Below are 26,690 nucleotides of genomic sequence, written 5' to 3'. Positions count from 1 at the left end.
ATGAAGAAAATCAGCAAAATCAAGTTTATGCTTTATTAACGAGAAGTTTTCTATAGGGGTGCTGAGTAGTTACAATAGAAAGGAGAACGCTTAAAAAAGGTAAAAAATCACAGCTAAAATATAGATTTTCTGTTTTCTATACACAAGGAACAGATATATTTCGTATTTTTGCACTGTGTTTTTCATAGTATTAGATTTAAGGTTATCAAGGTTGGGGCTACGGCGGTAGCCCTTTTTTTATGCCTTTTTCGCCAGTTCTGAGGCATTTTCAGAACTATTTCCCATATTTTTCGATATTTTTCTCAAAAAGTTCCTCAAAAATTTGGTGGAATCAAAAAAAGGTTGTACCTTTGCATCCGCTTAAGAAAACCAAGCTATAGTCATCCAGACCGAATTTGGAGAGATGGTAGAGTGGTCGATTACAACGGTCTTGAAAACCGTCGTACCGAGAGGTACCGGGGGTTCGAATCCCTCTCTCTCCGCAAGAGCCTTCTGAAAGAAATTTCAGAAGGCTTTTTTCATTTTCACACTTTTACAATTAAAAAACTCATTATCCTTTCACAATCACAAAAATCCGCTCAAAATCAATTACTTAAGTGTGAAAGGAGATTTCTACGACCCAATAGAACTACATAACCATAGGAAAACGGTTAAAGAACCTATTGCGCTTATCACCGCACCATATACCTGGAGCTGAAACAACTATAATAATCAGCAGAAAGGACTATAGATATAAGGAGAAGGCAACTTAGTCTAAAGGAGAAAGCAACTATCACAAAAGGAACAGAAAAGGCTTCTTTGTATCGGATGACCCGGGTCATCCATATAGATGACGGGAGTGAGCCATATAGATGACCCGAGTCATCCATATAGACGAGCTTAGTCATCCATCCGATGAATCAACCCTTTTCGCCTGCCAACATCTATCCCTCATCCTTCTGGTTACTATGCTTCATACCAACATTCATAATAAAGACGACCATTATTTTCCTTTCACACTTAACCCACTCATTTTCAACACAATGCACATTCCGTGAAAGGAGACATATCTTTCACTTTAAATATTTTCTGCAAATTTATCCCCTTAAAATTTGGTGGATTCAAAAAAAAGTAGTACCTTTGCATCCGCTTAAGAAAACCAAGCTATAGTCATCCAGACCGAATTTGGAGAGATGGTAGAGTGGTCGATTACAACGGTCTTGAAAACCGTCGTACCGAGAGGTACCGGGGGTTCGAATCCCTCTCTCTCCGCAAGAGCCTTCTGAAATTTCTTTCAGAAGGCTTTTTCTTTTATATCACCTTCCTAGATTTTTGATATTACTAAGATCTTTGATATTACTAAGATCTTTGATATTACTAAACTTTCAGGGCGTACAGTTTCCAGAGCTTTTAAGCTTTCAGCTCATATTCGAACCACATACAAAAGTTCAATAATGAATAAAAAGTAAGCCCAACCATCAAATTTATCCATAAAAGAGGATGACAATTCAATAAATAATTGTACTTTTGCAATATAGATATAGGAATGACTATACTTCTGCAAAAGTAATATATAAAAAAAGGAGACATGAGATACTACACAGCATTAACAATAGCCGGCTCTGACAGTTGCGGAGGAGCTGGCATTCAGGCAGACATCAAGACGATGTCGGCATTGGGCGTATATGCCACTTCCGCAATCACAGCCATCACCGTACAGAACACCAAAGGAGTGTATGGCATTCAGAATGTGGAACCGGAAATCGTGAAAGGACAGATAGAGGCCGTGATGGAAGATATCCACCCTGATGCTATAAAGATAGGTATGGTAAATGACTGCGATACCATTCGTGCTATCGCAGAAACCCTCAAGAAATACCAGGAAAGCTTCCAGCATCTCGTTATCGACCCAGTCATGGTATCTACCAGTGGCTGCCGACTGATGCAGGAGGATGCACTCGATGTATTCATCACCGAACTGCTGCCTTTAGCCACCCTGCTCACCCCAAATATCCCAGAGGCTGAAATTCTTGCCAATAGAAAAATAGAGAATGTAGAAGATATCAAAGCTGCCGCAGCTGCCATCAGCAAACTGGGATGCAGATATGTATTGATCAAGGGCGGTCATTTTGATGGAGAGGAGAAGATAGACTACCTCTTCGAGGGCGGAAAGCAGAAGACCAGCTATCGTGGCATCAGTGTTAACACCCGCAATACACACGGCACCGGCTGTACCCTATCCTCTGCCATCACCTCTTATCTGGCAAGAGAAATGGATATGAATACAGCCATCGCCATGGCTAAAACCTATCTTTCAGGTGCCATCCTGGCAGGTAAGGACATTAAGATTGGAGAAGGGCACGGTCCGGTGAACCACTTCTACGAACCAAAATCATTATTTACCAAAAGCTGAAAAAGAGCGGAAACAATAAGCCGCTCATGAAAAAGCTGATAAAACAGAGAAGAGAAAAGACAAAGAAAGAATGATTGATCGTTGTTACATAGAAATCACAAACACCTGTAATCTCAACTGTCACTTCTGTCCCAAGCACACCCGGGAAAAGCGACAGTTGAGTGCAGAGGAATTCAACCTGCTCACCGACAAGATCCGTGGGAAGGTTTGTTTCCTCTACTTCCATCTGATGGGTGAGCCCCTGCTCCATCCCCTGCTGCCACAGTTTATCACAACGGCACGCGAGAAAGGATTCAAGACGGTGCTTACCTCTAATGGAACCCTCCTACACCGTGTCATGGAACTCCTCGACACCCTACCCCATAAGATACAACTCTCCCTCCATTCCCACGAAAGCAATGCCAAGGGAGAGCTCTCCAGCTATATGGATGAGGTGATGACCTTCTCCACCCAAGCCGCCGCCAAAGGCACCTGTATGGTATTGCGCCTCTGGAACCAAGGCGGAAGGGACAAGGAAAACGAGGAAGTGATGCGACTCATCGAGAAATACGTACCCAAGCCATGGAAGGAACGCCCTGACGGGTTCCGACTTTGCGATCATCTATATCTGGAGTTTGACCGGAAATTCGAATGGCCTAACTTCGAAAACGACATCAAGAAAGGGGATGATAACAAGAACAAAGATGAAAACAGAAACAAAGACGAAATAAGCGAGGGAAAAGACAAAGACGAAACAAGCGAGGAAAAAGACAAGAACGAAGGCAACGGCGAAAATCGGGAAGTCTTCTGCAAAGCATTGCTGAAGCAGATAGGCGTTCTTGCCGACGGAAGTCTCGTACCTTGCTGTCTCGACCATAACGGCGATGTCATTTTGGGCAACCTGCTCCATCAGTCGCTCGAAGAAATCCTCTCTTCCCCCCGTGCCCAGGCAATGACAGAAGGCTTCAAGCACCATACTGCCACAGAAACCCTCTGTCAGAACTGCGAATCAGCACTCGTAAGAAACAGCTTCCGAGGAAAAGCAAGAAACTAAGAAAACATCTAAAAGCAAGAAGAAATGAAATGGATTATAATCACAACACCAACATTTATTTCGCATGAAGCAAAGTACATCGACCAGCTTTTTGAAGCAGGAATCGACCTGCTCCATCTGCGCAAACCCGATTCAACACCAGAAGAATGCGAGCAACTGATCCAGAAGATTGACCAGAAATGGTATCCTCAGATCGTAATTCACGACCACTTCGAACTCTGCGAGAAATACCATCTCCATGGCATTCACCTCAACCGGAGAAACAGCCAGATTCCAGAGAAATTCCAGGGAAGCATTTCCCGCTCCTGCCACAGTTTCGAGGAAGTCACCGAATCGTTAGATAACGCTAATCCCGATTTTCCAAAGGGATCGAAGACAACATTCGATTACGTATTCCTCAGTCCTATCTTCGACAGCATTTCGAAGAAAGGCTACAAGCATACCTTCTCCAACAGAGATTTGGAAGACGCAGGCAACAGCGGCATCATCAACGAAAAGGTGATTGCCCTTGGCGGCATCATTCCTCAATTCATTCCCCAGCTGCGCGCCTGGAACTTTGGCGGAGCAGCTTTCCTGGGTGACGTTTGGAACCGACGACACGAATACAACTGGAAGGAATACCTGACAGATATCAGACAAAGATTAACACCACGAGGAGCCAAGAACACACTTAATGGCTCAAATGTTTGGTAGTTAGCTAAAATAGTTGTACTTTTGCACCCATGATTTATCCAGATAATTTTGAAAACAAGATAGGATTCAATGAAATCCGTAAAATGCTGCGCGAAAGATGTCTCTCTCCACTTGGCAAGGAACAGGTGGACAAGATGTCTTTCAGCAGCGACGCAGAACTCGTTAACGAGTGGCTCATGCAGGTGCGTGAGTTCCGTAGATTGATGGAGGAAGTAGAAGACTTCCCCCTTCAATATTTCTATGACGTAAGAGAAAGCATCCTCCGTATCCGTGTGGAAAACACTCACTTAGAAGAGGATGAACTGTTCGATTTAAGACGTTCGCTTGCCACCATCGCAGGAATGGTAAAGATTCTGAATCACAGCGACGAGGATGATGGTCACGGCGAACCGGAAGATGGCTGGCGCAGAGAAAAGCAGTATCCTTATCCTGCCCTCCATCGCCTTTCACAAGATGTGATGACCTTCCCACAGTTGATTCAGCGCATCGACCAGATTCTCGACAAGTTTGGTAAGATTCGCGACAATGCGACCCCTGAACTTCTTCAGATCCGCAGAGAACTGGCTAAGACAGAGGGAAGCATCTCGCGTACCTTATATAGTATTCTGCGCTCGGCACAGAGCGAAGGAATCGTAGAGAAAGATGTTACCCCAACCCTGCGCGACGGCCGACTGGTTATCCCTGTCATCCCTACCCTCAAGCGCCGAATCAAGGGCATCGTTCACGACGAGAGTGCCACCGGAAAGACCGTCTTCATCGAGCCAACCGAAGTGGTAGAAGCCAACAACCGCGTGCGCGAACTGGAAGGAGAAGAGCGAAAGGAGATCATCCGAATCCTTACCGATTTCACCAACAAGGTGCGCCCATTCTCCAAGGAAATACTGGACAGCTACCGCTTCCTCGCCATCATCGACCTGATTCAGGCTAAACAGAAACTCGCCGATGTATTCAAGGCGATAGAGCCAGAGGTAGAAGACCATCCACACGTGGATTGGATCCGTGCCATCCATCCTCTCCTCCAGCAATCCCTGCAGAAGAAGAACGAGAAGGTGGTACCACTTGACATCACCCTGACACAGGATAAGCGCATCCTCATCATCTCGGGTCCTAACGCTGGAGGTAAGTCTGTATGTCTCAAGACCGTAGGTCTGCTTCAGTATATGCTGCAATGCGGATTGAGCATCCCGGTGAGCGAGCGTTCCAAAACAGGTATTTTCCAGAACATCATGATAGACATCGGTGACGAACAGAGTCTGGAGAACGACCTGAGTACCTACTCTTCTCACCTCTTGAACATGAAGAATATGATGAAGGCAGCCAATGGCGACACCATCATACTGATAGATGAGTTTGGTACAGGTACCGAACCGGGCATTGGCGGTGCCATCGCCGAAGCCGTGCTCGACAAGTTCTGCAAGCAGCAGGCGTACGGCGTCATCACCACCCACTATCAGAACCTGAAGCATTTTGCCGACAGTCATGAGGGAGTGGTAAACGGTGCCATGCTTTACGACCGTCACGAGATGAAGGCACTCTTCCAGCTCGCCATCGGTCGTCCAGGTTCATCTTTCGCCATCGAAATCGCAAGAAAGATTGGATTGCCGGAAGAAGTGATCAAGGAGGCATCCGACATCGTAGGTTCCGAATACATCCAGAGCGACAAGTACCTGCAGGATATCGTCCGCGACAAGCGATACTGGGAGAACAAGCGCCAGAACATCCATCAGCGCGAGAAGGATATGGAGAAGACCATCTCGAAATATGAAAGCGACATCGAGGATATCGAGCGCAGCAGAAAGGCAATTCTCAAGAAAGCGAAGGAGGAAGCTGCAGAACTCCTGAAGGAGAGCAACAAGAAGATTGAGAATGCCATCCGAGAGATTCGAGAGAGTCAGGCGGAGAAGGAGGAAACCCGTCGCATCCGTCAGGAACTCGATGCCTTCAAGCAGGAGGTCCAGGAGATTGACACCAAGGAATCGGACGACAAGATTGCCCGCAAGATTGCCCAGATCCAGCAGCGCAAGGAGCGCCATGCCAAGCGCCAGGCTGAGAAAAAGGAGAACCAGGAGAAGGCGGCTGCGGCTCTGCGAAATGCACAGAGCAAGGTACAGAGCGACAGCAAGCGGGAAATCCAGGTGGGCGATACCGTACGAATCAAGGGCTTGACTACGATAGGAAAGGTAGAGAGCATCAACGGCGATACTGCCACTGCTGTTTTCGGCGGCATGCGCACCAAGATGCGCCTCAACAGACTGGAGCACGCCACAGCCACAGCCGAAAACGTAGATAAGACCGAGGAGCGCAAGGAGAACCTGGCTTCTTATGGTATCAGCAAGGAGACCCGCAAGACGATAGATGCCCACAAGACCAACTTCCACCAGGATCTGGATATACGAGGCATGCGTGGCGATGAGGCACTGAATGCCGTTCAGTATTTCATTGACGATGCCATCCTGGTAGGAATGCCAAGAGTTAGAATTCTTCATGGCAAGGGCAATGGAATTCTCCGCCAGCTCATCCGTCAGTACCTGAGCAGCGTTCCAAATGTAACGCATTATGCCGATGAGCATGTTCAGTTCGGCGGTGCCGGCATCACGGTAGTTGATTTTTAGAAGAAAAAAGCGCCAGAAAAAGGAGTTATCATCTTCTAAACATAACCTAAAAAGGAGTTATCATCTTTTAAATATAATAAGGTGTAATAGAAAAAAGGGGGGCAATTATCTGCCTCCTTTTTCTAAATAAACGTTAACAGTATAAACTTTTTCATTGAAAAATTTGGCAGGTTCAGAAATTTGCAGTACTTTTGCACACGCTTAAAAGCAATAACCGCTTTCAAGTATATGAGACGGACAAGTCTCATACGACCAGCTCCCTCGGAATCCCCCAGGATGGGAACATAGCAAGGGTACTTGGTTGTAGCGGTGCGATATGAATCGCTTGTCCACCCGCCTCTTTAGCTCAGTTGGCCAGAGCACGTGATTTGTAATCTCGGGGTCGTTGGTTCGAATCCGACAAGAGGCTCAAAAAAGGAATCTTCTTTCAGAAGGTTCCTTTTTTTGTTTTCAAAACCATTCTATCTTTAATTATCTATAAATATTCTCCCCCTTTACACCTTATATAATAAAAAAGTTGTATTTTTGCAAATTGATATATTACATTCGTAGAAATACATTAAGACAATGAATACAGAAAATAAAGAGAAGCAAGAAGAAAAGAAGAACGACGAACAGAGCCAGGCAAAGTTCAATAACCCTGATCAGAAGCTCAAGATCTTTGTGATTGATACAGGAAAGATCAAACAGACCAAGGCTTTTGCCCGTCAAGACGGTACCCTGCTTGGTATCGTATGGGTAGCCAGTTTCGTATGTACCATGCTGGCAGCCAACCCGGAATATCATATATTGGGATTGTTTTCCAATATCCTCATCCTTTCTACTCCATTCGTGGTGGCAAAGCGACTGAAATATTTCCGTGATGTGGTAAGAGAAGGTCATATCTCTTTCAAGCACGGATTGTATTACTGTGTCCAGACATTCTTCTATGCCACCTTGCTGCTCACCATCATACAGTATCTCTGGTTCCGATTCATGAATACCGGTATGTTTATGACCCAGCTTCAGGCGAACTACCAGATGATAGCCCAGGCTTATCAGTTGACAGCAGAGGAATCCAAAGCCCTCTTCGATGCCATCACGATGATGAAGCCTATCGCATGGGCATCCATGTTCATGATCACCGACCTGATAGCAGGCGCAGTACTCAGTCCGATTCTCGCAGCCATCTATTCAAAGAAACGAATCAGCCAACAGTAACCGGCAAATTAGAAAATCTTAAAACATAACATAAGAAAATGGATATTTCAGTTATAGTTCCTCTTTTCAACGAGGAAGAATCATTGCCAGAACTCTTTGCTTGGATCAAGCGAGTGATGGACACCAACGATTTCACATACGAAGTTATCTTCGTGAACGACGGTTCTACCGACCGTTCATGGAATGTCATAGAAGAGCTTGCCGAGAAGTTCGAGCAGGTAAAGGGCATCAAGTTCCGCCGCAACTACGGAAAGAGTCCAGCACTCTATTGTGGATTCAAGGAGGCACAGGGAGATGTTGTCATCACCATGGATGCAGACCTGCAGGATTCTCCAGATGAGATTCCGGGACTCTACCAGATGATTACCAAGGAAGGCTACGACCTCGTTTCCGGTTACAAGCAGAACCGCAAGCAGGGCGACCCTCTCAGCAAGACCATCCCAACCAAGCTGTTCAATGCTACAGCCCGAAAGGTAAGCGGAATCCATAATCTCCATGACTTCAACTGCGGACTGAAGGCTTATCGCCGCGAAGTAGTCAAGAACATCGAGGTATATGGCGAGATGCATCGCTACATCCCATATCTTGCCAAGAACGCCGGCTTTGCCAAGATTGGCGAAAAACCGGTTCATCACCAGGCACGCAAGTTCGGAACTTCCAAGTTCATGGGCTGGAACCGTTTCGTAAACGGCTATCTCGACCTGATGACCCTCTGGTTCCTCAGCAACTTCGGCAAGAAGCCAATGCACGTATTCGGATTCCTGGGCAGTCTCGTGTTCTTCATCGGCTTCCTCTCGCTCATCGGCTTGGGCATCGACAAGAGCATCGACCTCTACCATGGCGTATATGGTCATCTCATCACCGACTCCCCATACTTCTACATTGCGCTCATCGCTATGGTACTGGGTAGCCAGTTCTTCCTTGCCGGATTCCTGGGCGACCTAATCAGCCGTCAGAATCCAAACCGTAACGATTATCAAATAGAAAAGGAAATAAGATGCGGAAAATAATACCAATGGTCATCCTGATGATGGTGCTCACGATGGTGGGGTGTTCTACCCTCGACTGCCCGCTCAACAACACGACTTACACCAAGTACAAGTTGATGGGCAACATCAAGACCCTGCAGGACACCATGACCATCTCGACCACCAAGACAGCGGGCACCGACAGCGTGCTCATCAACAGGGATGTGAAAGTAGATAGTTTCATTCTTCCGATGAGTTATCATCAGCCGGAGGATGTTTTCTACTTCGAGATTCGCAACCGCGATCATCAGGTGTGGAAAGACACGGTGACCGTGAAGAAGGAGAATTATTCGCATTTCGAGTCTGTGGATTGCGGTCCGTCATTCTTCCATACCATTACGGAGGTGAAGACCACCCACAACTACATCGACTCGATAGTCATCAACAATAAAGAGGTAAATTATGATGCATCTAAAGCACATTTCTATATCTATTTCGGCAATCGCCACTAAGACAGCTTCCATGGGGATAACCAAAGCTGTTTCTTTGGAGATGACAAAAGCTGTAGAGAAAGGAGCTTTCCTTTTGGCTTGTCTTCTGATGCTGGGAGGTGCTTCTGCGAATGCACAGAACCAGAAGAAGATGGCTACTGTAGAGAAGGATACCATCCCGTTCTTCCGCGGAATGGCTGTGGGAGTAGATGTCATCGGACCGGTTCAGCTGATGGTCAGCGATTACGGCCAGTATGAGGCATCCCTCCGTATCAATCTCAAGGACAAGTACTATCCGGTCTTCGAGCTGGGATATGGCAAGGCTGATGCCAGCGACGAGAGTACGAAGATCAATTACAAGACCAGCGCTCCCTATGCCCGCATCGGTATAGACTGGAACCTGCTGAAGAACAAGCACGACGATTACCGTCTGTTCGGTGGCTTCCGCTATGGTTTCACCTTCTTCAAATACGATGTCACCTCTCCTCCTATCCAGGACCCAATATGGGGTGGCGATGTTCCTTATGGAGCCGAAGGCGTGAAGAGCAACTATCACTGGCTGGAAGGAGTCTTCGGAGTAGATGCCAAGATATGGGGACCTGTCCGCATGGGATGGAGCTTCCGATACAAACGCCGGTTGGCTGAGAAGGATGGCGAAATAGGCAACAGCTACTATGTGCCGGGCTTCGGAAAGCAAGGCGGTTCCCGATTAGGCGGCACCTTTAATGTTACACTCGAGATATAATCCGAGAGATAGATAGATTGTTCATTCAAATTTCGCACAAGCGGAAGTTCAGTAAGCAAGACAATGAAAAAAAAGAAACTGATTTGGCAGATACCTTTTCTGCTCATTCTGATCATAGGCAGTATCTTCGTGATACGCCAGCAGCGCAACACCCCATTCCAGAAAGATGAGGGTATGGTGTTCGGCACCATCTATCATATCACTTACCAGAGTGACACCAACTATCAGAAAGAGATAGAGGCTGAGTTGCAGAAGGTGGACAATTCACTCTCCCCATTCAACAAGACCTCCATCATCTCCCGCATCAACCGCAATGAAAAGGTGAAGGTAGATGAGATGTTCAGCGAGGTATTCCAACTCGCCGAGAAAATTTCCGGAGATACAGACGGAGCCTTCGATATCACCGTGGCGCCTATGGTGAATGCCTGGGGATTCGGTTTCAAGACCGGTAACCCTCCTACCCGACAGACCATCGACAGTCTGCGTGCCATCGTGGGATTCCATACCGTTTCCCTGCAGGATGGTTACGTCATCAAGAAGAATCCGAAGACGATGCTCGACTGCTCTGCCATTGCCAAGGGATATGGCACCGATGTGGTAGCGAGATTCCTCAAGAAGAAGGGCGTACAGAACTTCATGGTAGAGATAGGTGGAGAGATCGTGGTAAACGGCAACAGCGAGAAACTGCAGCCATGGCGCATCGGAATCAACAAGCCTACGGACGATTCGCTCAATACCAATCAGGCTATCCAGGATGTAGTCAGCGTAAGCAATATCGCGATGGCAACCAGCGGCAACTACCGCAACTTCTACTACAAGAACGGAAAGAAGTATGCCCATACCATCGACCCGAAGACAGGCTATCCGGTACAGCACAACATCCTTTCTGCCACCGTATTTGCAGATGACTGTGCCACTGCCGATGCCTATGCCACCTCGTTCATGGTACTGGGATTGGATGGAGCCAAGAAGATTCTGGAGAAACATCCCGAGCTTTGCGCCTATCTGATTTATTCAGACCAGAAGGGCAGCAACCAGATCTGGTATTCTCCTTCCCTTCAGAAGAAGTTAGGAAAATAAAGCTTCAGAAAAAGTAAGAAAAATATAGAACGATGCAGGAAGATAAGTTATACGATACGCTCTTGAATCTGCCTTTGTTTCTCGGAATGAGCCGCGCCGACCTTCTTCAGATTGCCGGACATACCAAGTTCGATTTCCAGAAGATAGAAGGAGGTGAGACTTTAACCGAGATAGGTGAACCCTATCACCGGTTGCTCTTTCTCCTTTCCGGAGAAGTGGCAGTAGAGACCATGGCTGATGACCGTGGGTACAGAATCGTAGAGACCATCAAGGCACCGGAGGTATTCATGATAGAACGCCTCTTCGGATACGACCAGCACTCGCCCCATCACTATGTGGCGAGAAATGACTGCAGCCTGATGAGCATCAGCAAGAAAGAAGTGCTGCGACTCGCCAAACAATACGAAATCTTCCACATCAATCTGCTCAACCTCATCTCCACCCAGGCACAGAGAAGCAATCGCCGCCTCTTCAGGGTACCCCCGAAGACGCTCAGCGACAGCATCATCCGATTCTTCGAGAATCATTGCCTACGCCCGGCAGGCGAAAAAAACTTCCACATCAAGATGGATCGCCTGGCACAGGAACTGAATGTCAAGCGGCTCAAGGTATCAGTGGCGCTCAACGAACTGGAGACCCAGGGACTGATCGAACTCCATCGCGGCAGAATCAGCATCCCTGCACTCGAGAAATTAATCAATAGATAACATTTACTCGAGAAATTAATCAATAGATAACAATTAAAATTATGCAAGATAATAATTCCACAAAGAATAACGAAACCCAGAAGAGAGAGAATCCTTTCTTCCTGCCCTATGGCACCCCACATTATACAGTCCCTTTCCACCGCATCCAGCTCGGTGATTACGAAGAGGCTTTCATGGAAGGTATCCGACGCGATGACGAGGCCACAGACAAGATTATCAATGACCCGGCAGAGCCTACCTTCGAGAATACCATTGCACGCGTAGATACCGAGAAAGGGGAACATTATTACGATCTCCTGAGTCGTGTTTCCAATGTATTCTCTTGCATGATGAGTGCAGAAACCTGCGATGAGATGGAAGAACTGGCACAGAAACTGAGTCCGATTCTCACCAAGCATGCCAACGATATCACCCTGAACAAGAAGCTCTTCGAGCGCATCAAGTTTGTTCACGATCATCCAAACCGTGAGCTCAATGCCGAGGAACAGATGCTCCTCGACACCAGCTACGACGGTTTCGTGCGCAGCGGTGCCCTGCTCGATGAAGAAGGCAAGGAGAAGCTGCGCAAGCTCACCGAGGAGGCAAGCATGCTTACCCTCCAGTTCTCGCAGAATCTGCTGAAGGAAAACAAGGCTTACACCCTGCATATCACCGATAAGGATCAGCTCGACGGACTCCCTGAGACTGCCATCGCTGCCGCAGCCCATAATGCAAAGGAGAAGAATGAAGAGGGATGGATCTTCACCCTCGACTTCCCTAGCTACTCTCCTTTCATGACCTACTCTGCCCAGCGCGAACTCCGCAAGCAGATGTACATGGCGAGAAATACCGTCTGCATCCACGACAACGAGCAGAACAACCTGAAGATCTGTCAGCGACTGGTCAACCTGCGCAGAGAGCTGGCACAGCTTCTGGGCTTCGAGACCTATGCCGATTACGTACTCCGTCATCGTATGGCAAGCACCACAGAGAATGTGTATAAGCTCCTGAACGATCTCATCGATGCCTACAAGCCTACCGCCATCCACGAGACGGCAGAGGTAGAGGCACTCGCCAAGAAACTGGAGGGCGATGATTTCGAGATGCAGCCATGGGATTTCGGATTCTATTCTCATAAGCTCCAGATGGAGAAGTACAATCTCGATGCAGAGATGCTTCGTCCTTATTTCCAGCTCGATAAGGTGATTGATGGCGTATTCGGTCTCGCCAGCAAGCTCTACGGCATCACCTTCCAGGAGAACAAGGACATCCCGGTCTATCATCCTGATGTCAAGGCATACGAGGTATTCGATAAGGACGGCAGCTATCTAGCAGTTTTCTATGCCGACTTCTTCCCTCGCAAGGGCAAGCAGGGAGGTGCCTGGATGACAGAGTTCCAGGGACAGTGGATAGATTACAAGGGCACCAATGTGCGCCCTCATGTCAGCGTGGTAATGAACTTCACCAAGCCTACCGCCGAGAAGCCAGCCCTCCTGACCCTGGGCGAGGTAGAGACCTTCCTCCACGAGTTTGGTCACAGTCTCCACGGCATGTTTGCCAACACCCGTTTCGAGAGTCTTTCGGGCACCAATGTATGGTGGGACTTCGTAGAGTTGCCATCCCAGTTTATGGAAAACTATGCGGTGGAGAAGGATTTCCTGCGCACCTTCGCCTTCCATTACGAGACAGGCGAACCGTTGCCGGACGAACTCATCGAGCGCATCGTGAAGAGCCGCAACTTCATGACGGCTTATGCCTGCCTGCGCCAGGTAAGTTTCGGATTGCTGGATATGGCATACTATACCAAGAAGGATGCCTTCACTGAAGATATCATCCCATTTGAGAAGGAGGCATGGAAAAAGGCGATGATCCTCCCTCAGTTGCCTGATACCTGCATGACCGTACAGTTCTCTCATATCATGGCAGGTGGATATGCAGCAGGTTACTACAGCTACAAGTGGGCAGAGGTGCTCGATGCCGATGCCTTCAGCGTATTCAAGAAGAACGGCATCTTCGATCAGGCTACCGCCCAGAGCTTCCGCGACAATATCCTTTCCAAGGGAGGCACCGAGCATCCGATGACCCTCTACAAGCGATTCCGCGGACAGGAACCAACCATCGATGCCCTGCTCGAACGCAACGAGATCAAGAAGAGTTAAGAGTTTTATCTGCAAAAGACAGAATCATTCATCAATGATTATAAACTGTTAATTATAAACTATCAACTATAATAGAGGATGGAAAATCAACTTTCTAAACAGAAGAAGCTCGACCTGCGCTACCTGCGCATGGCTCGCATCTGGGCTGAGAACAGCTACTGCAAGCGCCGCCAGGTAGGTGCGCTGGTGGTGAAGGACAAGATGATCATCAGCGATGGATACAATGGAACTCCCAGCGGATTCGAGAACATCTGCGAGGAGAACAATGTAACCAAGCCATACGTTCTGCATGCCGAGGCCAACGCCATCACCAAGCTGGCACGCAGCAGCAACAACAGCGAGGGCAGTACACTCTATGTCACTGCCTCTCCCTGCATCGAATGCTCCAAGCTCATTATCCAGTCGGGCATCAAGCGTGTGGTCTATGCCGAGAAATACCGCCTCACCGACGGTGTGGATCTTCTGAAGCGTGCAGGAGTTGTGGTAGAATACATGAATCCGGATGAAGAAGAAACCTCACAGGATTAAAGAGAGAAAAAGAGAGAAAGAAACGTTAGTATATTAAATTAGTTAGTTATGAATATGAATAAGAATAAGACCAATCGGTATATGCCCTTCATCATGGCGATCTGCGTTGTGCTGGGCATCATCATCGGCACATTCTTTTCGAATCATTTCGCCGGCAACCGACTCAATGTCATCAACAGTGGAAGCAACCGTCTGAACAACCTGCTCCACCTCATCGATGACCAGTATGTAGATGCCGTGAACATCGATTCGCTGGTCGATAAGGCGATTCCTCAGATTCTTGCCGAACTGGATCCTCACTCTGTCTATATCAGTGCGAAGGATGCAGCAGCTGCTACCGACGACCTCAAGGGTTCGTTCTCGGGCGTAGGCATCGAGTTTGTCATCCGCCAGGACACCATCCATGTGCAGAATGTGATTCAGAACGGACCAGCCGAAAAGGCTGGATTGTTGGCAGGTGATAAGATTGTAGCCGTAGATGGCAAGCCTTTCGTAGGCAAGATTGTCACCAATCAGGAAGCGATGCACCGCCTCAAGGGTCCTAAGGATACCAAGGTGAAGATTGGCGTCATCCGCTATGGCAGCAAGAAGGTGCAGACCTTCACCGTCACCCGTGGCGAGATACCTACCAAGAGTGTCACCGCTGCCTATATGCTCGATGACAACACCGGATATATCCGCATCAAGAACTTCGGCGAGAACACCTATCCAGAGATGCTCATCGCTCTGGCAAAACTCTCACAGCAGGGATTCAAGAATCTCTGTATCGACCTGCGCGATAACTCGGGTGGTTATCTCACAGCCGCTGTGAACATGGCAAACGAGTTCCTGCCAGAGAAGAAACTCATCCTCTATACCCAGGGCCGCAAGTCGCCTCGCCAGGATTACATGAGTGATGGCAAGGGTTCCTACAAGAAGATTCCGATGGTTGTGCTCATCAATGAGGGTTCTGCTTCTTCGGCTGAGATCTTTGCAGGAGCCATGCAGGACAACGACCGTGCCACCATCATCGGCCGCCGTTCGTTCGGTAAGGGATTGGTACAGCAGCAGATTGAGTTCCCAGACCACAGTCTCATCCGTCTTACCATCGCCCGTTACTATACTCCATCAGGCAGATGTATCCAGAAGCCATATACTCTGGGCGACAGCGATGACTACGAGCAGGATCTCCTCACCCGATATGAGCATGGAGAGTTCTTCTCGCAGGATAGCATCAAGCATACCGGTCCGGCTTACCATACCGGCATTGGCAGAGTGGTTTATGGCGGTGGTGGCATCACTCCAGATATCTTCGTTCCTGAAGATACCCTGGGTATGACATCTTACTTCAAGGAAGCGAGCATGAGCGGACTGATTCTCCAGTTTGCATTTACCTATACGGACGACAACCGTCCTAAGTTGAACAATTTCAAGGAGATGATGGAACTCGCCGATTATCTTGATAAGCAGAACCTGGTAGAGCAATTTGTCGATTATGCCGACAAGCGCGGACTGAAGCGCCGTAACCTTCTCATCCGCAAGTCTCACAAGCTGCTGGACCGTGTTCTCGACAGCCGCATCATCTACAATATGCTGGATGAGCAGGCATGGACAGAATACATCAACCAGGATGATCCTGTAATCAGGAAAACTCTTGAGGTCTTCAATAATCACGCTGCCTTCCCTAAGAAGCCTGCAGCACCGGCAAAGGCTGCAAAGGCAACAAAGGCTGCAAGCAAAGTGGTAAAGAAGAAATAAGCATGGATAAGAAAGAATTAAGAAAAATAATAAGAGATAGAAAGCGACAGTATTCCTCAAGTACTCTTGAGGAACTGTCGCTTTCTGTTTTGTCTCATCTCGAAGAGAATGGGCATCTGCAGTCTGCTCATACGGTGATGATGTACTATTCCCTCCCCGACGAGGTGAATACCCATCGTTTCATCGATAGCCTGGTGGCTTCCGGTAAGAAGGTATTATTGCCCGAAGTAATTGACGACCGGAATATGGTGCTTCGTGAATACAGCGGAAGAGCGGATTTAAGAGAAGGCGCCTATCATATCATGGAGCCTGCAGGCACCCTTTTCCCTCCCCATCGCTACAGTGAGATAGATGTAGCCATCATCCCGGGTATGGCATTCGATATCCAGGGCAATCGACTGGGCAGGGGCAAGGCCTATTACGACCGCTTCCTCCCGAAAATTCCTGGAGCCTACAGAATAGGCATCGCCTTCCCCTTCCAGCTCCTGTCTCAGATTCCGACGGAGGAAACAGACATCGCCATGAATGAAATCGTCTCGTAAGAAAAGAAAGCATCTCGTAAAAAAAAACATTTTTTCGCAGGAAAATACAATATAATGCGGGAAAATGCGTTAATAAAAGAAAAAAAGACGATTTTTTATTCTCCCCGATTAAACCTTTTAGGATTTTCGGGGTCAAATTAAACGATTAGAATTCATAAACTGAACTTTTATTATATCGTGTAAGATTCAATAGGAATTTATTAGTTAGTATTTAGGTAGATGAAGCACCGGCTTGTGAAAGTCGATGCTTTTTTCGTTTTTTAACGGCAAACAATATGATTTCTCGCTTTTTTTTACTACTTTTGTACTTCAAAAAGAAAACAATGCAAATCAAAAAAGCATTGCCATCAAAACATAAACAACAATGATGAAACGAAGTAACTACATATTATTATCCATTCTGGCGATAGGTCTCATGGCTTCTTGCGCAGAAAAGAAAAAGAGCAAGATTATCATTGCCCCCAAACCTGTGGCACAGGTAACCAACAAACCCACCCAGGAGATGAGCGGATATGAACAGTCAAGAGATGTAGAATGGCTGGGCAACCATTACAAGGTGGTAGTGAAGCGAGAAGCCGACCACGAATTACCCATCATCCAACTGGACAAGACCAACAAGTATTACGATAACAAGATCACCATCCGCATTCTGAGAAGCGATGGTACCGAGTTCTTCAACCACACCTTTACAAAGGCAGCCTTCGAAGGCAATCTCGATAAGAAGACGAAATCGACGGGAGCCCTTCTGGGCATCGTTTTCGATAAGGCAGAAGGAAACAATCTCAGTTTTGCAGCCAGTGTCGGTTCCCCGGATATCACCAGCGATGAATATCTTCCATTGGTACTGAAAATATCAAGAATGGGTGCCGTCAGCATCAGCAACGACCAGGTTCTTGATACCGAATCCACCTCTTCAGCCTCTTCTACTTCTAAAGAAGAATCAGAAGATGATGAAGAAGGGGTATAAACAAGAAACTCGAAAGTAAGACCACACGCCCTGAAAGGGCAGAAGCTCCTTGCCCAGGGCATCGCCCTGGGTATTTATGGATGCAAGCCTGTCGCCCTGTAAGGGCAAAAGCTTAATAGAATCTAATATCTGCAATCACCATGCTTCCCACCTGCTCGTTCAATCTGCGAACCAGGATGGAGCGATTCATGGTAAGATCTGCCCTCAGTGCCGGATTCATCACTTTCACAAACAGCGTCTGGTTCTTGATGAATTTCTCACCGCAATAGGCTGCGATAGGTGCTCCTACCACAGTCTCCCAACTATCTATCAGACGTCTCTGCCGCAAAGGCGTCTCCAATCCCTGGTTTCTCAGAAACTCAGGCAATAGTTCTGCTATCGATTTAACTTTCTGTCTAAACATAAGCTATTCCTCCTAAACATACGCAATTTCTCCATTATTCACCTCAAAAATCCGAAAATCGCCATTCAGTCGATGGAGAATCTGATCCAGATGATCACGGTTCGTATCCGTGATGAAAATCTGACCGAAGCTGTCACTCGATACCAGTTGAACGATAGCTTCAACTCTCTGAGCATCAAGCTTATCAAAGATATCATCCAGGAGCAGCAAAGGAGTGGTATTCGAACATGTACGCTGCAGGAAACTGAACTGCGCCAGCTTCAGGGCAATCACATAACTCTTATTCTGTCCCTGACTTCCCTCACGCTTCATCTGATAATCTCCGATGGTAAATTCCAGGTCATCCCTGTGCATGCCGTGCAATGAATATCCTACGGCTCTATCCTTGAACCGGTCACGCTGAATCACCTCCAGCAACGGTCCCCTCTGGCAGTGGGAGATATAATGCAGCCCCACCTTCTCCTGGTTGCCCGAAATATGCTGGTAAATCTCCTGAAACAGCGGCACCAGTTCGCTCACAAACGCCTGTCTCTTGGCATAGAGCATTTCTCCATTCATCGCCATCTGCTGTTCCCAGAGTTCCATCAGCGTGGCATCCGGTTCCTCCTCCATCTTCAGCAGCGCATTTCTCTGCTGCAGCGCCTTGTTGTAGTTGTTCAGCGCCTCGATATACGTATTGTCGTATTGTGAAATCACCACATCCATCAGCTTTCTTCTCTCCTCACTTCCGCCTTCTATGAGCGAAACATCCGAAGGCGAAACATAGATGAGCGGGATGAGTCCGATGTGCTGCGAGAGTCTTTTATACTCCTTCTTGTTGCGTTTGAAGTGCTTCTTGGTCCCTCTTTTCATGCCGCAGTAGATGTTCTCCATATCTCCATTATCACTCTCGTAGTTGCCCTCCAGCATGAAGAAAGCCTCGTCGTGCGTGATGATCTGCGAATCGATGGGATTGTTGGCGCTCCTGCAAAACGAGAGATAGTAGATGGCATCGAGAAAGTTGGTCTTACCCATACCATTATGGCCGATAAGACAGTTGATCTTGGGCGAAAGCTCCAGGTTGGCGCCCTTGATGTTTTTGTAATTAATAATGGAAATATTCTTTAAAATCATAGATACTTTTCTGCTAATTGACTGCAAAGTTAGCAGAAAAAGCCCAAAAAACGAAAAAAGTAGGCTAGAAATTTCAATATCTGAATAAAAATCAGTAAATTTGCAACCTAAAAGAGCTAGGAATAACAAAGAATAATAAAAAACAAAAAATAAGAAATGGCAAACAACAACGTACAGGCTCAGGAAATCGAGAGCCTTAACATGAAAGAGGCCTTCTTCATGAAATACAAGAAGGCAATTATGATCGCAGTGGTAGCATTGATCGTTATCATCGCAGGTGTATTCGCTTACATGTCTCAGATTGCAGGTCCTCGTGAGGACAAGGCAAGCACATTGCTCGGCAAGGGTCAGACCTATTTCCAGAACGAGATGTACGAGCAGGCACTCAACGGCGATGGCGCTGGCTACGTAGGCTTCGCTAAGATTGCCAGCGAATACGGCAGCACCGATGCAGGCAACCTCGCCAACCTCTATGCAGGTCTCTGCTATGCCAACCTCGGCAAGTGGGCAGAGGCAGAGAAGAGCCTCGATGCATTCTCATCTAAGGACGACGAGATGATCAGCCCAGCCGCTCAGGCAGCCCTCGGCGATGCATACGCTCACCTCAACAAGCTCGATGATGCCGTAGCCGCTTTCAAGAAGGCAGCTTCCATGGCAGACAGCAAGGCAGAGGATGATGCCAACAATTCACTCTCTCCTGCCTTCCTCATCAAGGCTGGCGAAATTCTGGAGAGCCAGAACAAGAAGGCAGAGGCTTTGAGCATCTATCAGGACATCAAGAAGAAGTATGTAAACTCTATGCTCGTTCAGAGCTCTGAGATTGATAAGTACATCGAGCGTGCTTCCAACTAAATCAGAACATTATGGCAACAGCACTTCATAATTTGTCGGAATACGACTTTTCCAAGATTCCAGATGCCAGCAACATGTGCTTCGGTATCGTGGTAGCAGAATGGAACCCAGAGATTACAGGCGCCTTGCTCGATGGAGCTGTCAAGACGCTGGAGAAGCATGGAGCCATCCCTGAGAACATCCATGTAAAGACCGTACCGGGAAGCTTCGAACTTATCTACGGCGCACACCAGATGGTGCTCAATGGCGGCTACGATGCTGTCATCATCCTGGGTAGTGTGATTCGTGGCGAGACTCCGCACTTCGACTATATCTGCGAGGGTGTCACCTACGGTATTGCGCGCCTCAATGCCACACAGGAAATCCCTGTCATCTACGGACTTCTCACCACCAACGACCTCCAGCAGGCGAAGGATCGCTGCGGCGGCAAGTTGGGCAACAAGGGTGACGAGTGCGCTATCGACGCTATCAAAATGGCAAAATTCTAATCACATAAGAAAGCTCTTGATGGTTGGGCTAAACCTGACTTCAAGAGCTTTTATTATATCCTCATCATATATTTTATCATATATTCTATATATAGATTGTATAATTATACCCTTATTCGTATGAAGAAAGTATTTTTTATCCTCATCCCGGCGGTTATCCTCAGCCTTCTCTCCTGCTCTCCCAAGAAGCCGGCAGAAGAGAAGAAGAGCGCCATCGATACCATCCCCACGATGGTGATGCAGATACAGAAATGCACGCGCCTTTATACCGCCGAGGCGCACGTTCATAAGATCATCACCCACGATGACCAGTTCAAGCTTAAGGGTTCCTTCCTGAAGCACGAATTCAACATCCCCGTGCCAGGCTCCAACCGAAAGGTAGCCATCCCTATGGATGCTACCATCAAGGCGTATGTAGATTTCCAGGGATTCTCAGACAGGAATGTGTCACGTAAAGGCGATAAGATAGAAATCATCCTGCCCGACCCGAAAATGGTGCTCACAGGCACCCGAATCGACCACAAGAAACTGAAACAGTATGTTTCACTCACCCGCAGCAACTACTCCGATGCCGAACTCACCCAACTGGAACAGCAGGGCAGAGAGAGCATCATCCGCGATATTCCCAACCTCGACCTGATGGAGCAGGCTCGCGTCAGTGCAGCCAACACCCTCATCCCGATGCTCAAGCAGATGGGTTTCCGGGAAGAGAACATTCAGATCAGCTTCCGCAAGAAGTTCACCCTCGATGATATCAGGGGATTTCTGCAGAACTCGGGAGTAGAGAAGAAAGATAAAAACTAGTGAGAAGAAAGACAAAAATTAAGTGAGAAAAAGACAACCCCTCAAACTAAGGAGGAATGAGATATGAAGAAATATGGCATCATCCTGCTCACCATCCTTGCCCTCATACTAGCGGGCACGCTCTATTGGCTCAACAAGGATAATACGGTGAGCGTAACCACAGAAGAGCAGACCACCCTGTCGCCTACCCAGGTAGAGAGCATCGAGGCGATAGGCGAATGGGAGTTTCTCGCCATCAGCAACGAGGAACTGGTAGATACCGTTCGTCGCGGCTTCTTCGGCGACGACCAGCTGGTGCGCATCTATTACGGCACCCTGCGCCTGGGCATCAATATGAAAGATGTAAAGGAAGGATGGATCCAGACAAATGCAGAGAAGGATTCCATCGTCTGCACCCTCCCTCCTATCCGACTGCTGGATAACAACTTCATCGACGAAGCCCGAACCCGCAGCTTCTTCGAAGAAGGAAAGTGGACGGGAGCCGACCGCCAGGCACTCTACGACCGTGCCTATGCCCAGATGAAGAAACGCTGCCTCACCCCAGCCAATATCCGTATCGCCCAGCGCAATGCCAGGCAGCAGTTCCGCGATATGTTCAAGGCTATGGGATTCCCCAATGCCCGGGTAGAGTTTGAAGAAAATTAGATATAGATTTTATAATTGTAATTTAAAAAGAGAGATTAACATGGAAGCAATCAACGAATTTTTCACATCCTTCAGTTCGTTCCTTTGGGGGTGGCCGATGATCATCCTGCTGCTGGGAACCCACATTTTCCTGACGGTTCGCCTTCACTTTCCACAGCGTAAGATTTTCCAGGCGATATCGCTGTCCTTCAAGAAGGACAAGAATGCCACTGGCGATGTCTCCCAGTTCGGAGCCCTCGCCACAGCCCTTGCCGCGACCATCGGTACCGGTAATATCATAGGTGTGGCCACTGCCATCGCCCTGGGTGGACCAGGCGCCGTATTCTGGTGCTGGCTCACCGGTGTCTTCGGTATCTCCACCAAGTATGCCGAAGGTCTTCTTGCCGTGAAATACCGCGTCAAGACCAAGCGTGGAGAGATGCTTGGCGGTCCGATGTATGCCCTCGAAAAGGGATTGGGATGGAAGTGGTTCGGTATCCTCTTCGCCCTCTTTGCCGCCCTCGCCTCCTTCGGCATCGGCAGCACCGTACAGGCGAATGCCATCTCCACACTGGTAGAAAACCAATATGGCATCAGTCCATACATCACCGGCGCTATCGTTACCCTCCTCGGTGCCGCAGTCATCATCGGTGGTGTGCAGAGCATCTCAAAAGTATGTGGAATGCTTGTGCCTTTCATGGCGCTTTTCTATGTGGTGGGCTGCATCTACATTCTGATCGTCAATCACGCCTATCTCCTGCCAGCCCTGAAGGTTATCTTCGAATCCGCCTTCACTACCCGTGCAGCCGGAGGCGGTTTTGCAGGCAGCACCCTCATGATAGCAGCCCGCTATGGTATCGCCCGCGGACTCTTCTCCAACGAGTCGGGACTCGGTTCGGCACCTATCGTAGCAGCCGCCGCCCAGACCCGCAATCCGGTACGCCAGGCGCTGGTATCCTCTACCGGAACCTTCTGGGATACCGTCATCATCTGTGCCCTCACGGGATTGGTCATCACCTCCAGCATCATCGCCTATCCTGATATCGACTACCACGATGGCGCAGCGCTTACCAAGGCAGCCTTCAGCAAGATACCATACATAGGAGCCCCATTGCTCACCATCGGCCTCGCCACCTTCGCCTTCAGCACCACCCTGGGATGGAGCTATTATGGCGAACGCTGCGTAGAGTATCTCAAGGGAAAGCGCTGGATGCTCATCTATCGCATGTTGTATATTGTGAGTATCTTCCTGGGCAGTGTCATCAGCCTCGGACTGGTATGGAATATCGCCGACTGCATGAATGCCCTGATGGCGATACCAAACCTCATCTCCCTGCTCTGCCTCAGCGGCATCATCGTTCACGAAACCCGCAAGTATCTCTGGCGCGGCCAGCTTGACAGGGAGATGAACGAAGATGAGATTGAGGAACTGGAGTAGCGGATTCCGAAATCTGAGAACTAGCGTAGCGGATACTGAAGATGCTTCATGCTGTGGCCACCCCACACGGCATCGTTCACGTATTCGAATCCCATATCGGCATAGAGTCTTTCTGCCTTCGGATTGCCCTTATCCACGAGCAGTCCCACGGCAGGAAGGCCCATTTCCCAGCCTTTTTCTATCACAGCCTTGAGCAGCATCTTGGCGATACCCTTGCCACGGAAGGCAGCAGGCACGGCGAGGCTGTCGATATAGAGTTCGCCCTCCTGCGTTTCCGGATCCATTCCTGTATAGTCAATTCCGAAGGTTTCCTTAGCCTCCTCGATGAATCGCTTGCGCAGCGCCTTGAGCTGAGCACCGTCGTAAGACACGATGATACCAGCAGTAATGCCCTCGCTATTGGTAGCCAGGAGCGTATTGCGGTAACTATACTGGCTATCCTCCATTCTCACGAGTCTTTCCATCACCTGGTGGAATTCCGCCAGTGTATGATGAGCACCAGCCAGGTTCTGGCAGCATCCCGGGTTCATCGCCTCCATGATGAGCGATGCAATGTGCGACGCCCTGTCAGGCGTAGCCGGTCCAATGTTTATCTTCATATTTGTTTAGAGTTATATCATTACATTATTTAATAAGACATCCGATTCTCCTCTTCAAGTCAGAATCCGCTTGCAAAGATAGCAAAAACAATCGAGACAAAAGAATTTTTATATATTTTTCACCCTGCCCCATCAGTGCACTGCAAAATTTTCCCTTTATTCAGGTACTCTTTTGCAATGCACTACTTCTTGGTTTAGAGGATGATAATCCAGACGGATTCATCCTTTTCTCTCGCTTCGCTGATGCATTTCATCAGTCGATGCAGCCAGATGCGGGAATTTACCACCATACCCTTCACCTTGTTCTCACCCACCAGGATGCAACCCTGGGTATCGTCGGAGTAGTTGCCGGCATGGATGCGGATGCCCTCGAAATCAGGAACACCCTGCAGATACGGCAGCCACTCCTTGAAACGGGGCGACTTGGTGACTAACAACGGATAGGTGCCTTCGGGAATCGCCGTAGTGCCCTTCATCTTCTGCGCCTTCTTGCCCGAAACCCTGCCCAGGCGCACGTTCACCTCCTCGGGCTGGAGTTCCACACCCTTCAGATTGCGCCACGTAGGCTCCAAGGTATCGCAGAAATATCGCTCCTGCGTCAGTTTGCCGGCATCTATCTTATGCTCGAACCAACGCTTCAACTGTGGGTTCATCCATGAAGAGTGAACCACACTCTCTACCTCCTCATCCTTCAGGATATAGAGGCGACCAATGGTATAGCTGTTCTTCTTGGCTATACGCTTCAATACTATTTCCATAAATATTCAATTAATTTAAAAATCAAGCTTCAAGCACCTGCCCGTCATGGCGGTACTTCAACTTTTTAAAACTGTAACTACTGTAACCGTAACCACTTTTCCCGTCCTCGCCGGACGGAGAGATTCGCTCGATGTACCCACGGTAAATCCACTGCTTGATCACATTCCGGGTACCCTTCGCATTCAATCCATGCTCCATACGGATGGCATCCAACTGCGGCATGGTGAAGATATCAGGCAGCAGTTGCAGCAGATTCTCCGGTCCACGCTTCGAACTCTTCTCGCCGGCACTGTTCTCCCGGGCAATCATATCGCCGAAGAAACGCATCTTGCAGTAGAGGTCGTAACGCTCGCTCCAGCGGATGAAATCATCCATCTCCGGCTCCCATCTGTAGCCGTTGGCAACATAGAGCACGCACGCCTTGAGGTAGGCGATGACGTTGGCACGGAACGAGAAATTCTCGAAGATGCGGTTCTGCGAAGTACGTGCAAACTCGGCATTCTCATTCTTCAATACCACGGCAAGATCATACGCCTCCTGGCATTCCACCAGTCCCGACGCCATACAGAGATTTTCGATGTAGGGTTTCAGAGAATTTCTGAATTCATCATCGTATGTGCCATAGATGGGAATATCCTCGCCAATCTCCCGTTCCGGGATGGTGCAGAAGTTGATACGGCTCAGTGGACCATCGGTCAGCACCTTCGCGAAATACCGCTGTCCCTTGTCGATGGTAGTGGATGCATTCCAGTTGAAGCGGACGCAGACACGTTCGGTAACGCTCTGGATTCCTACACGAGACTGTCCGAATTTGTTACTAGGGTCAAAGGCGAGGCACATGATACGGAACTGCTGATTGCCGATACCTCTCAGTGCATCAAACTGGTCGATTTCGTTCAGCGAAGTATAAAGGAAATGTTCCTTGGCTTCAGCGGTACGCATCACGAAGGCAGGATTGGTCATATCGGCATCAATCTCCTGGATAATCAGATTTTCAGGGCGTTTGCGTTTATCCTTGTTGGCACCCTTGCGCATCATCTCCTCTTTCCATTCCTTCTCACGCTTCAGGTTTTCGGCATCTCTTTTACGGATGTCCTCCATGATGAAATCGATAGGTTTCTGTACGCAACTTTTACCTGCACCTGTACCGGCAAGCAGACAGGTCATCAGGGTAGCTTCGTGCTCCACGTTATCGATATATCTGAATTTCGTTCTCCAGAGATGGGTAGCCAGCGGAGGGAAAATGGCGCAAGCCACAGCCGGCTGATAGATTTCCGGAGTCTTGGATATCAGCAGCTCCACCAGCTTCGGCAGCTTTTTGGGCATCGGAGGCGGAGCAGGATATTCCTCGTCTTCACTTTGACCATTGAGATTTGAACTTTGAACTGTATGATTAGCATTGCCTGCCATTTGCCCCATAAAGTCCCCCGCCAGGCGTTCCGGGGATTTGCAATCCCCGGCAAGCAAGCTATAACCATTTTGTCCAGCAAGAAAGTCCCCCGTCAGGCGTTCCGGGGATTTGTAATCCCCGGCAAGCAAGCTCTTAGCAGCCTGCTCCGCCAAAGCGTTCACCCGAATCACATCCCTCGAAAACGGCTTCGAGCTATCCCCATATTTCGCATAGAAATCGTGAATCAGCTGATGGCAGTCATTCTCCTGATAATAGCTCGGCATTCTCTTCGCCACCACCTTCATCAGTGCCTCCTCGCTCATCACACGAGAAGCGCCAGCACTCATAATAGCGAGCAGGGAGGAGTGTCTTGACCCGACGGTATCA

General features: G+C 48.4%; 24 protein-coding genes, 3 tRNA genes and 1 pseudogene. 23 read left to right on the top strand and 5 right to left on the bottom strand.

Going from position 1 to position 26,690, the window contains the following annotated elements:
* The first annotated feature begins 397 nt into the window (after positions 1–397).
* The 18 genes from AAAT87_RS11910 (at position 398) to AAAT87_RS11825 (ending at position 17,833) form a co-directional block, all read left to right on the top strand.
* Positions 398–482 (top strand) — tRNA-Ser (locus AAAT87_RS11910).
* A 684-nt stretch (positions 483–1,166) separates the two neighbouring features.
* Positions 1,167–1,251 (top strand) — tRNA-Ser (locus tag AAAT87_RS11905).
* A 316-nt stretch (positions 1,252–1,567) separates the two neighbouring features.
* Complete coding sequence (gene thiD / locus AAAT87_RS11900) at positions 1,568–2,392, top strand: bifunctional hydroxymethylpyrimidine kinase/phosphomethylpyrimidine kinase (RefSeq protein WP_295024765.1); 825 nt, start codon at positions 1,568–1,570, stop codon at positions 2,390–2,392.
* A gap of 70 nt (positions 2,393–2,462) precedes the next feature.
* Positions 2,463–3,425, top strand: coding sequence for a radical SAM/SPASM domain-containing protein (locus AAAT87_RS11895; RefSeq protein ID WP_295024767.1), 963 nt, complete (start codon positions 2,463–2,465; stop codon positions 3,423–3,425).
* A gap of 24 nt (positions 3,426–3,449) precedes the next feature.
* Positions 3,450–4,118: a thiamine phosphate synthase gene (locus AAAT87_RS11890; RefSeq protein WP_349226534.1), complete on the top strand. Its 669-nt coding sequence runs from the start codon at positions 3,450–3,452 to the stop codon at positions 4,116–4,118.
* A 29-nt stretch (positions 4,119–4,147) separates the two neighbouring features.
* Positions 4,148–6,730: an endonuclease MutS2 gene (locus AAAT87_RS11885; protein ID WP_349226533.1), complete on the top strand. Its 2,583-nt coding sequence runs from the start codon at positions 4,148–4,150 to the stop codon at positions 6,728–6,730.
* A 335-nt stretch (positions 6,731–7,065) separates the two neighbouring features.
* Positions 7,066–7,139 (top strand) — tRNA-Thr (locus AAAT87_RS11880).
* A gap of 158 nt (positions 7,140–7,297) precedes the next feature.
* A complete protein-coding gene (locus AAAT87_RS11875) occupies positions 7,298–7,930 on the top strand; it encodes a DUF4199 domain-containing protein (protein WP_349226532.1) in 633 nt (210 codons plus the stop codon).
* 38 nt (positions 7,931–7,968) lie between these two features.
* Positions 7,969–8,940, top strand: coding sequence for a glycosyltransferase family 2 protein (locus AAAT87_RS11870; protein ID WP_089545210.1), 972 nt, complete (start codon positions 7,969–7,971; stop codon positions 8,938–8,940).
* Positions 8,928–9,410: a DUF6452 family protein gene (locus AAAT87_RS11865; protein ID WP_295024775.1), complete on the top strand. Its 483-nt coding sequence runs from the start codon at positions 8,928–8,930 to the stop codon at positions 9,408–9,410. The genes AAAT87_RS11870 and AAAT87_RS11865 overlap by 13 nt, the downstream gene beginning before the upstream one ends.
* Before the next feature lie 10 nt (positions 9,411–9,420).
* Complete coding sequence (locus AAAT87_RS11860) at positions 9,421–10,134, top strand: DUF6048 family protein (RefSeq protein ID WP_349226531.1); 714 nt, start codon at positions 9,421–9,423, stop codon at positions 10,132–10,134.
* 63 nt (positions 10,135–10,197) lie between these two features.
* Complete coding sequence (locus AAAT87_RS11855) at positions 10,198–11,214, top strand: FAD:protein FMN transferase (RefSeq protein ID WP_294808182.1); 1,017 nt, start codon at positions 10,198–10,200, stop codon at positions 11,212–11,214.
* A gap of 32 nt (positions 11,215–11,246) precedes the next feature.
* Complete coding sequence (locus AAAT87_RS11850; RefSeq protein ID WP_089545213.1) at positions 11,247–11,921, top strand: Crp/Fnr family transcriptional regulator; 675 nt, start codon at positions 11,247–11,249, stop codon at positions 11,919–11,921.
* Positions 11,922–11,962: 41 nt separating this feature from the next.
* Complete coding sequence (locus AAAT87_RS11845; protein ID WP_296972980.1) at positions 11,963–14,059, top strand: M3 family metallopeptidase; 2,097 nt, start codon at positions 11,963–11,965, stop codon at positions 14,057–14,059.
* Between the two features lie 78 nt (positions 14,060–14,137).
* On the top strand, positions 14,138–14,587 hold the full coding sequence (locus tag AAAT87_RS11840) for a deoxycytidylate deaminase (protein ID WP_153089802.1): 450 nt from the start codon (positions 14,138–14,140) through the stop codon (positions 14,585–14,587).
* A gap of 54 nt (positions 14,588–14,641) precedes the next feature.
* Positions 14,642–16,324 carry a S41 family peptidase gene (locus AAAT87_RS11835; RefSeq protein ID WP_349226530.1) on the top strand — a complete coding sequence of 561 codons (1,683 nt, stop codon included), beginning with the start codon at positions 14,642–14,644 and terminating at the stop codon, positions 16,322–16,324.
* A gap of 2 nt (positions 16,325–16,326) precedes the next feature.
* Positions 16,327–16,866 (top strand): 5-formyltetrahydrofolate cyclo-ligase, encoded by a 540-nt coding sequence (locus tag AAAT87_RS11830; protein ID WP_295024783.1) that lies wholly within the window; start codon positions 16,327–16,329, stop codon positions 16,864–16,866.
* A gap of 364 nt (positions 16,867–17,230) precedes the next feature.
* Complete coding sequence (locus AAAT87_RS11825) at positions 17,231–17,833, top strand: DUF4738 domain-containing protein (protein ID WP_349226529.1); 603 nt, start codon at positions 17,231–17,233, stop codon at positions 17,831–17,833.
* Between the two features lie 112 nt (positions 17,834–17,945).
* Here the strand turns inward: AAAT87_RS11825 and AAAT87_RS11820 are convergent, their stop codons facing one another.
* Both AAAT87_RS11820 and recF read right to left on the bottom strand, forming a co-directional pair.
* A complete protein-coding gene (locus AAAT87_RS11820; RefSeq protein WP_349226528.1) occupies positions 17,946–18,236 on the bottom strand; it encodes a DciA family protein in 291 nt (96 codons plus the stop codon).
* A gap of 12 nt (positions 18,237–18,248) precedes the next feature.
* Positions 18,249–19,349, bottom strand: a complete 1,101-nt coding sequence (gene recF / locus AAAT87_RS11815) for a DNA replication/repair protein RecF (protein WP_117662799.1) — start codon at positions 19,347–19,349, stop codon at positions 18,249–18,251.
* Positions 19,350–19,505: 156 nt separating this feature from the next.
* On the opposite strand from recF, the gene AAAT87_RS11810 reads away from it, so the two are divergent.
* From AAAT87_RS11810 to AAAT87_RS11790, 5 genes are all read left to right on the top strand, one after another.
* Positions 19,506–20,201, top strand: a complete 696-nt coding sequence (locus tag AAAT87_RS11810) for a tetratricopeptide repeat protein (protein ID WP_295025110.1) — start codon at positions 19,506–19,508, stop codon at positions 20,199–20,201.
* 11 nt (positions 20,202–20,212) lie between these two features.
* Positions 20,213–20,689: a 6,7-dimethyl-8-ribityllumazine synthase gene (gene ribH, locus AAAT87_RS11805; protein ID WP_089545220.1), complete on the top strand. Its 477-nt coding sequence runs from the start codon at positions 20,213–20,215 to the stop codon at positions 20,687–20,689.
* Between the two features lie 120 nt (positions 20,690–20,809).
* On the top strand, positions 20,810–21,493 hold the full coding sequence (locus AAAT87_RS11800; protein ID WP_295025111.1) for a DUF4230 domain-containing protein: 684 nt from the start codon (positions 20,810–20,812) through the stop codon (positions 21,491–21,493).
* A 63-nt stretch (positions 21,494–21,556) separates the two neighbouring features.
* Entirely contained in the window at positions 21,557–22,138 is a 582-nt protein-coding gene (locus tag AAAT87_RS11795) for a DUF4230 domain-containing protein (protein ID WP_295025112.1), read from the top strand.
* 40 nt (positions 22,139–22,178) lie between these two features.
* A complete protein-coding gene (locus AAAT87_RS11790; RefSeq protein ID WP_349226527.1) occupies positions 22,179–23,555 on the top strand; it encodes an alanine/glycine:cation symporter family protein in 1,377 nt (458 codons plus the stop codon).
* A gap of 20 nt (positions 23,556–23,575) precedes the next feature.
* Here the strand turns inward: AAAT87_RS11790 and AAAT87_RS11785 are convergent, their stop codons facing one another.
* The 3 genes and pseudogenes from AAAT87_RS11785 to AAAT87_RS11775 form a co-directional block, all read right to left on the bottom strand.
* Positions 23,576–24,154, bottom strand: a complete 579-nt coding sequence (locus AAAT87_RS11785; protein ID WP_295025114.1) for a GNAT family N-acetyltransferase — start codon at positions 24,152–24,154, stop codon at positions 23,576–23,578.
* Between the two features lie 194 nt (positions 24,155–24,348).
* The gene (locus tag AAAT87_RS11780) at positions 24,349–24,912 is read right to left on the bottom strand and encodes a DUF5675 family protein (RefSeq protein WP_349226526.1); all 564 of its coding nucleotides are present in this window, start codon (positions 24,910–24,912) and stop codon (positions 24,349–24,351) included.
* A gap of 22 nt (positions 24,913–24,934) precedes the next feature.
* Positions 24,935–26,690 (bottom strand): annotated as a pseudogene (locus AAAT87_RS11775) (hypothetical protein); the annotation flags it as partial.

This window comes from Segatella sinensis (assembly GCF_040095255.1).
In the GTDB taxonomy this organism is placed as follows: domain Bacteria; phylum Bacteroidota; class Bacteroidia; order Bacteroidales; family Bacteroidaceae; genus Prevotella; species Prevotella sinensis.
The sequence above is the reverse complement of the archived record's forward strand: the minus strand, read 5'-3'. Positions and strand labels throughout refer to the sequence as shown.